Source organism: Mucilaginibacter myungsuensis (assembly GCF_015222005.1).
Classification (GTDB): Bacteria; Bacteroidota; Bacteroidia; order Sphingobacteriales; family Sphingobacteriaceae; genus Mucilaginibacter; species Mucilaginibacter myungsuensis.
The window spans coordinates 753531-760351 of record NZ_JADFFL010000003.1 but is presented as its reverse complement, the minus strand read 5'-3'; the positions used below and the strand labels follow the sequence as shown (position 1 = coordinate 760351).

Annotated in this window: 9 protein-coding genes; 6 read left to right on the top strand and 3 right to left on the bottom strand. The window is 44.1% G+C overall.

The window, feature by feature from the left end; translation table 11 throughout:
* Nucleotides 1-329 precede the first annotated feature (329 nt).
* Nucleotides 330-1139 (bottom strand): SDR family oxidoreductase, encoded by an 810-nt coding sequence (locus tag IRJ16_RS11180; protein WP_194111614.1) that lies wholly within the window; start codon nt 1137-1139, stop codon nt 330-332.
* A 244-nt stretch (nt 1140-1383) separates the two neighbouring features.
* Here IRJ16_RS11180 and IRJ16_RS11175 point away from each other — a divergent pair, with 244 nt between their 5' ends.
* Entirely contained in the window at nt 1384-2556 is a 1173-nt protein-coding gene (locus tag IRJ16_RS11175) for an acyl-CoA dehydrogenase (RefSeq protein ID WP_194111613.1), read from the top strand.
* Nucleotides 2557-2586: 30 nt separating this feature from the next.
* Here the strand turns inward: IRJ16_RS11175 and IRJ16_RS11170 are convergent, their stop codons facing one another.
* Complete coding sequence (locus tag IRJ16_RS11170; protein ID WP_194111612.1) at nt 2587-3177, bottom strand: hypothetical protein; 591 nt, start codon at nt 3175-3177, stop codon at nt 2587-2589.
* 233 nt (nt 3178-3410) lie between these two features.
* Here IRJ16_RS11170 and IRJ16_RS11165 point away from each other — a divergent pair, with 233 nt between their 5' ends.
* Entirely contained in the window at nt 3411-3602 is a 192-nt protein-coding gene (locus IRJ16_RS11165) for a hypothetical protein (protein WP_194111611.1), read from the top strand.
* Between the two features lie 52 nt (nt 3603-3654).
* Here IRJ16_RS11165 and IRJ16_RS11160 read toward each other — a convergent pair whose 3' ends face one another.
* Nucleotides 3655-4113, bottom strand: coding sequence for a cold-shock protein (locus tag IRJ16_RS11160; protein WP_194111610.1), 459 nt, complete (start codon nt 4111-4113; stop codon nt 3655-3657).
* A 294-nt stretch (nt 4114-4407) separates the two neighbouring features.
* Between IRJ16_RS11160 and IRJ16_RS11155 the strand changes: the two genes are divergently transcribed.
* The 4 genes from IRJ16_RS11155 to hpf all read left to right on the top strand — a co-directional run bounded on the left by IRJ16_RS11155 (nt 4408) and on the right by hpf (nt 6797).
* Nucleotides 4408-4884 carry a hypothetical protein gene (locus IRJ16_RS11155; RefSeq protein ID WP_194111609.1) on the top strand — a complete coding sequence of 159 codons (477 nt, stop codon included), beginning with the start codon at nt 4408-4410 and terminating at the stop codon, nt 4882-4884.
* Nucleotides 4885-5266: 382 nt separating this feature from the next.
* Nucleotides 5267-5461, top strand: coding sequence for a 30S ribosomal protein S21 (gene rpsU, locus IRJ16_RS11150; RefSeq protein WP_194111608.1), 195 nt, complete (start codon nt 5267-5269; stop codon nt 5459-5461).
* An 88-nt stretch (nt 5462-5549) separates the two neighbouring features.
* Nucleotides 5550-6434: a tyrosine-type recombinase/integrase gene (locus IRJ16_RS11145; RefSeq protein ID WP_194111607.1), complete on the top strand. Its 885-nt coding sequence runs from the start codon at nt 5550-5552 to the stop codon at nt 6432-6434.
* A 15-nt stretch (nt 6435-6449) separates the two neighbouring features.
* Nucleotides 6450-6797, top strand: a complete 348-nt coding sequence (gene hpf / locus IRJ16_RS11140; protein ID WP_194111606.1) for a ribosome hibernation-promoting factor, HPF/YfiA family — start codon at nt 6450-6452, stop codon at nt 6795-6797.
* The last annotated feature ends 24 nt before the right edge of the window (nt 6798-6821 follow it).

Sequence of the window (6821 nt, the reverse complement as noted above, 5' to 3'; positions counted from 1 at the left end):
GGTCGGATGTTCTCCTCGTTTTACCTGTTCATACTCATTGATCAGGAAGCGATACTTACTTAGATAGTTCCGCTTTAGGGTAAGGTCATTATTAATGTTCCGCATAACGTTTTAGCTTAACTCTTTTTAAGCTAATTCTGTTACCGAATTAGTTAACCTTTACAATTGCGAGGAACGAAGGGAAGGATTAAGTGTTGGAGTGACGCGGCAATCTTATAGGCAAGTCCTCGTTGCATGTCCTCTGAGATCGCCACGCTGCGCTCGCAATGACAAGTAATCATATTTTGTCTTTCGGACTTCCGGTCTTTCTAACTTCCGGACTTCCAAAACTACTTTATCCCGTAATGCTCATCCATCAGTTTCACAAACAAACCACCCGGCAATACTTTTTTCAGCGTTACCGCGATCGTTTGGCCAATGGCGCCGATGAGGTAATTGTGTGATGGGTTTGCCGTACCTACGATCTTCACCACCTTGGCGGCTAATACTGATGGGTCAGCACCGATGCTTTCGTCTTTTTCCATGGCGGCTACAGCAGCTTCAAACTCGCCTTTTAGTTTATCGTTGTTAAGGTTAAATGATAGTTTTTCGCGATTGCCGGTAAAATCGGTCTTAAAGTCGCCGGGGTTAAGGACCGTTACTTTCACGCCGGTGTTCTTTAACTCCATGCGCAGACTTTCAGAATAACCTTCGATCGCGAATTTAGATGCGCAATACAATCCCTGGTAAGGCAAACCGAACAGGCCTGCTAACGAACCCACGTTGATCACCAGTCCGGCGTTCTTCCCGATCATGTGTGGTAGCACGGCGCTGCTCACACGCACCACACCAAAAAAGTTCACTTCAAATTGTTTTTTAGCCACTTCAACCGGCATGGCATAAAGCGGACCGGTGATACCGTTACCGGCGTTATTGATCAGCACGTCTATTTTACCTTCGGCTTTGATGATGGTTTCGATAGCGGCGTTTACCGATGCATCTTCGGTCACGTCCAGTTTGATCGGTTTAAAAGCCGGGTTAGGTGCCTTATCGATATTGCGGCTTGCGCCGTAAACGGTATGACCTGCTGCTACTAAAGCATTGGCCGTAGCTAAACCTAAGCCCGACGATGCGCCGGTTACGAGTATAACTTTTTTCATGTTGTTTGTTGTGGGTTGATAATAGGGGTCTCTCGATGCTGCTTGCAAAGAAAATTCGGCGTAAAGATGCCTGAAAAGTGTCTGTTCAACAATTATTTATAAAAATATTTTAGGCCGATATCAAGCTTTAGTAAATATCCGGCAACAATTTATACCAAGTACCGTTATAGTTTAGATACTATGCATGCATAGTATTTGTTTTATGGTTATATTGCAAAACCAATTATAAACCACAGAGATAATTATGGATACTCATACAGCCACCGTAACCACCGGATTTGACTTGCATACAGGCGAAGACCAACAGATGATCGGCCAAATGGCCCGTGATTTTGCCGAGCGCCACATCCGTCCGCATGTAATGGACTGGGACGAGGCACAGACCTTCCCAGTAGAACTGTTTAAACAATTGGGCGACCTTGGCCTGATGGGGGTTTTGGTGCCCGAGGAATACGGCGGATCGGGTATGGGGTACCAGGAATACGTGACTGCCATTGTTGAGATAGCCAAGGTTTGCGGATCTATCGGTCTGTCGGTAGCCGCGCATAACTCCCTTTGTACGGGCCATATATTGGCCTTTGCTAACGAAGAGCAAAAGCATGGCTGGTTGCCTAAATTGGCTACCGCCGAGTGGATCGGGGCCTGGGGATTGACCGAAGCCAATACCGGTTCTGATGCTTTGGGTATGAATACCACCGCGGTACTGGATGGCGATGAGTACGTGGTAAATGGATCTAAAAATTGGATCACTCATGGTAAAAGTAGCAACATAGCTGTTGTGATGGTGCGCACAGGTGCTAAAGGCGATTCGCACGGGATATCTGCTCTTGTAATAGAAAAGGGTACGCCCGGTTTCACTCATGGAAAAAAAGAGAACAAGCTGGGTATGCGTGCATCCGAAACTACCGAACTGATCTTTGATAACTGCCGTGTGCCCAAGCAGAACCTGTTGGGTATAGAGGGCGAAGGTTTTAAACAAGCCATGAAAGTTTTGGACGGTGGTAGGATATCTATCGCGGCTCTATCTTTAGGGATTGCCAAGGGTGCATTTGAGGCAGCAGTGAAGTATGCCAAGGAACGGAAGCAATTCGGTCAGCCGATCAGTAACTTTCAGGGGATATCATTTAAACTGGCTGATATGGCTACCGAGATAGAGGCGTCTGAGTTACTGATCCGCCAGGCTGCCGATCTGAAGAACCGCCACCTGCCGGTGACCAAGCAATCGGCCATGGCCAAATATTTCGCGTCGGAAGTTGCTGTTAAATGCGCTAACGAGGCTGTGCAGATATTTGGCGGCTATGGTTACACCAAAGATTTCCCGGTAGAGAAATTTTACCGCGATGCTAAACTGTGTACTATAGGCGAGGGGACCAGCGAGATACAGAAGATCGTGATCAGCAGGGAGGTGTTGAGGTAAATGGTCAAAGACAAGAGTGTAGATCCGGACTTATTTAGTAATGATGTTCTTATCTGCTACGCCAACTTCACGCAACTGCTTTAGTCCGGTGGGGGTGAGGTTTAACCAGTAGATGTTGGCGTTTTTGGTCATCAGGTCTTTAACGTCGGGATAAAACATCTTACCCATGCGGCTAAAGTTCGACATGTCGATATATACTTCTTTCTTATCTATCAGCGTTCTGAAAAAGTCTTTTAACTGTTTCTGGTCATTAACACTTACAGTGCCGTATAGCTTATATGTTAACGGCTTGTCGGCAATTTTTTTAAGACCTAATTTGTGGGGAAAATATTGTTCTAACTGCTCGATGTAGTTAATGGTGTTGGGTTTCTTGAAAGAGTTATTCATTATATTGATCAATAAGATAGCTAACTTACTTTCGTTCGAACTGCTATCCGGCGACCAGAAGCCAAACTCTTGGGTAACACGATCAGATCGATAGTTCACCCCAACGTCTATTCCGTCAAGCCCGCGCCTTGTGGGATCGATAGGGAATGGTTTTTTGAAAAAGTTAGCAATGAGGGTAATATGGTCCGCATTTATTTTGCAAGTATCGCTCACAGTGGAATAATAGGCCGACATCTTCAGTATACCCTTAGCATCATGCTCACTACTTTGAATGGTAATTCACAACCGTACATAAAAGTTGGGGCAAAGATCGTTTTTAAGATAATAGTATTAGTGCTTTGGCTTACGGCGTTTATCGTAAAACCGATAAATAAAAGGAGTGACAAGGCGAATTTCATTTCTAAAAATAGCGATATGGATACAAAGTCGATATCTTTATCTTCATATTCAAAAATTCTTTTGCTGATATGATCAATCTAAACCAAGACGAAGGGGTACGCTACGCGTGGTGGAAGGATGATAAGGTGGTGTCAGAATTAAAACAATTATCAGGCGATCTTAAAAGCGGGAAAGAAAAAGGCGCTACATGGGAAGATGTTAAAGCGGCTATTAGACCGATCCAAAAGGGTCGGCCGATAATTTGCGTTCCCTCTAAATAAAAAACGGTGCGTCGAATTATCAACGCACCGTTTTTATATCTAAGGCTAAAAATTACTTCACCGCTTTTTTAACCCTAACGGCGTTCAGGCCTTTGGGGCCTTGCTCAACCTCGAAGGTTACTTTATCATTCTCGCCGATGGCTTCTTGCAGGGCGTTCACGTGTACAAAAATGCTCTCCTGGCTTTGGGTGTCTTTAATAAAGCCAAAACCTTTTGATGTGTTGAAGAACGTTACCACACCTTTACGGTTAGGGTCCGGCGGTGCCATTTCTTCTTGTTTGGGTACAGATATCTGTATCTCTTCGGCAGCTATAACGGCAGCACGTCTGGCCGGATCTGGTGGGGTAGATGTGATGTTACCGAACTCATCGATATAAGCCATCATATCTTCCATGCTTTTTTTGCCCGAGTTTGCTTTGCGCTCTTCGGCTTTCTCTTTTTTATCGCGTGCTTTTATTGATTTTTTCTTCTCGCGTTCTTTTTTGTTAAATGATTCTACTGATCTACCCATGTTTGAATATACACCTTTTTTATTTAATAAACAATAATATCGGGTTTTAATTGTGCAACCGTTAGCGTATAAGCGCATTTACTTCATCGGCTACCGGGGCAGCGACAAACCATTAGCGAACAAAACCTGTTATCGGGTGATTTAAAACATGATAAAGGTACAAAAACTTATCAAAGAATTAATGTACCAGTAATAAGCGGTCTTCGGATAGTACCATCCCTAAAATGGTGATCGTGATCGTGCGGACAACGAGTTTGCATTGGCATCAGCATAAAATTTGTTTAGTTTTAACGCATGAAATTTGCTGCCCGATACCTCGCCATCATTGTTCTACTTATTGCTGTTTCTGCAAAGGCCTATAGCCAAAGCATCCATTTGGCCGACATGGTAAAACTGGTGCGGACGACCAACCCCGGGGCTTCGGCCTATTTAAAGGGGAAAGGTTTTACACCACTCCCTTCAGAGGCGGTGAACGGGCAATTGATGAACCGCTTTAGTAAAAAAAGCGCTAAGGGAGCCGAGCTGATCATCAAAACCCAGTCGCTGACCACGGACAGGAAGGCGCATAACATTGTAGACTATAATATTACACCTAACACTTTTGCAGCTACTATTGCTAAAGAGCTATTGGCCGCTAAATTTAAGATCGCGACTAATATTCATGATAAGACCAAGGATAATAAGCTATACGATAACGGCACCTACACGGTAAGCGTTTACACTTTTACCGATAAACGCCTGCCTGCGGCGATAGAGATACGGGTGAAATAGCTTCGCGACCACTGGGAAGGTTAACAAAGGTTAACATAATTTATTATTGTAATTTATTTATTTAATTGATATTCAAATAGATGCGTTTTTAGTAACCCGCGTTAGCGATAGTAGTGGAAAGCCCACAGCGCGCGTCGGGCCGGCGCAGGGGGATGGCGAGGACTTGCAACGGATAGCGCGGGCCGCAGGCAACGCCCTTAATTGGTCATTTGTTTCACGGACATTGGGTCATTTGCTGCGCTGTCATTGAGCCATTAGCGACGATCGAAATGCCCGGATCTGCATCCTGCTCAAGATCAATTTTATAATATTTGCACCAACTCTTTCGCATTCAAAAACAATTACTTACCTTTGCCCTCCCTGAAAGGAGGTATATTAGGATATGATCATTATCAACGTTAAAGAAGGCGAATCATTAGACAAGGCGTTAAAACGCTTCAAGAAGAAATTTGAGAAGACCGGTGTCTTACGCGAATTACGTAGCCGTCAGGCATACGAGAAAAAGTCTGTTACCCGCCGTATCGAGGTTAAACATGCTATTTATGTTCAGAATATGAATGCAAACGTATCTAACTAAGTTAGTTGCGTTTTATTTTCATTTTTCTTGAAAATATATAAAAAAACTATTTGTACATTTCGATCTCACGGATGTATAAATAGTTTTTATGTTTTTAAGCCAATTCGTTAATTATCTACAATTCGAAAAGCGCTTTTCGCCCCACACCGTTCTGGCGTATAGGGCCGATCTGGAACAATTTCTGGATCACGTAAACCATCCCGAAGTTATTGTTGAACATCCTGCCGATGTTACCCATCACCATATCCGTGCTTGGATGGTGAGCATAATGGATGCCGGCAACACCGCCCGTACCGTTAACCGCAAGGTGGCTGTGCTGCGCAAATACTATAAATTTTTACTGCAAAGCGATCTGGTGACCGATAACCCCACCGCCAAGATCCAAACACCTAAGATCACCAAGCAACTGCCGGTGGTGGTAGAGACCGATAAGTTAGACGGCCTGCTGGATAAAGGCTTTACCTCAGATTTTTCGGGCACGCGTGATAAGCTAATACTGGAGCTGCTTTTTGGTACCGGCATCCGCCTGGCCGAACTTATTGCCCTGAAAGAGACCGACATTAACCAATACGAAGATACCATCAAGGTTTTAGGTAAGCGTAATAAAGAGCGCATCATCCCTATTAACACCGAATTGAAGCGGGTGATAGCCGAATATCTAACGTTAAAGAAAAGTGAAAAATTTAATAACAATTCGTTAACTCTGGTCGTTACAAATAAAGGAGCGGATGCATATCCGGGGTTTATTTACCAGAAAGTGAAGAGTTATTTAGAACTAATATCGACCCAGCAAAAACGCAGCCCGCACGTGCTGAGGCATACTTTTGCCACCAGCCTGCTTAACAAGGGCGCCGACCTGAACGCTATTAAAGAACTTTTAGGGCATGCTAATTTAGGTGCCACTCAAATTTACACCCACAACTCCGTGGAGCGATTAAAGTCTATTTATAAACAAGCCCATCCAAGGGCGTAGAAAAAAGGAGAACACATGAAGATCACAGTTCAATCCATCCATTTCACTGCTGACAGCAAATTGTTAGATTTTATCCAAAAGAAAGCCGACAAGCTGGATCAATTTTATGATAAGATCATCAGCGGTGAAGTTTATTTGAAATTAGAGAACGTAGAAGACGAAGCCAACAAGATAACGGAGATCAAGATCCAGATACCGGGAAACCAATTGTTCGCTAAAGAGCAATGCAAAACCTTTGAAGAAGCGACCGACCTGGCCATTGAGAGCCTGCGCAAACAGATAGCCAAACACAAAACCAAACACGCCATAGCCGACGAGGCCGCTAAAAAAGCGATCCTTGCTGCTACCGAAGACGAATATTAACAGAGGGTGATCCCTTTGCCAACA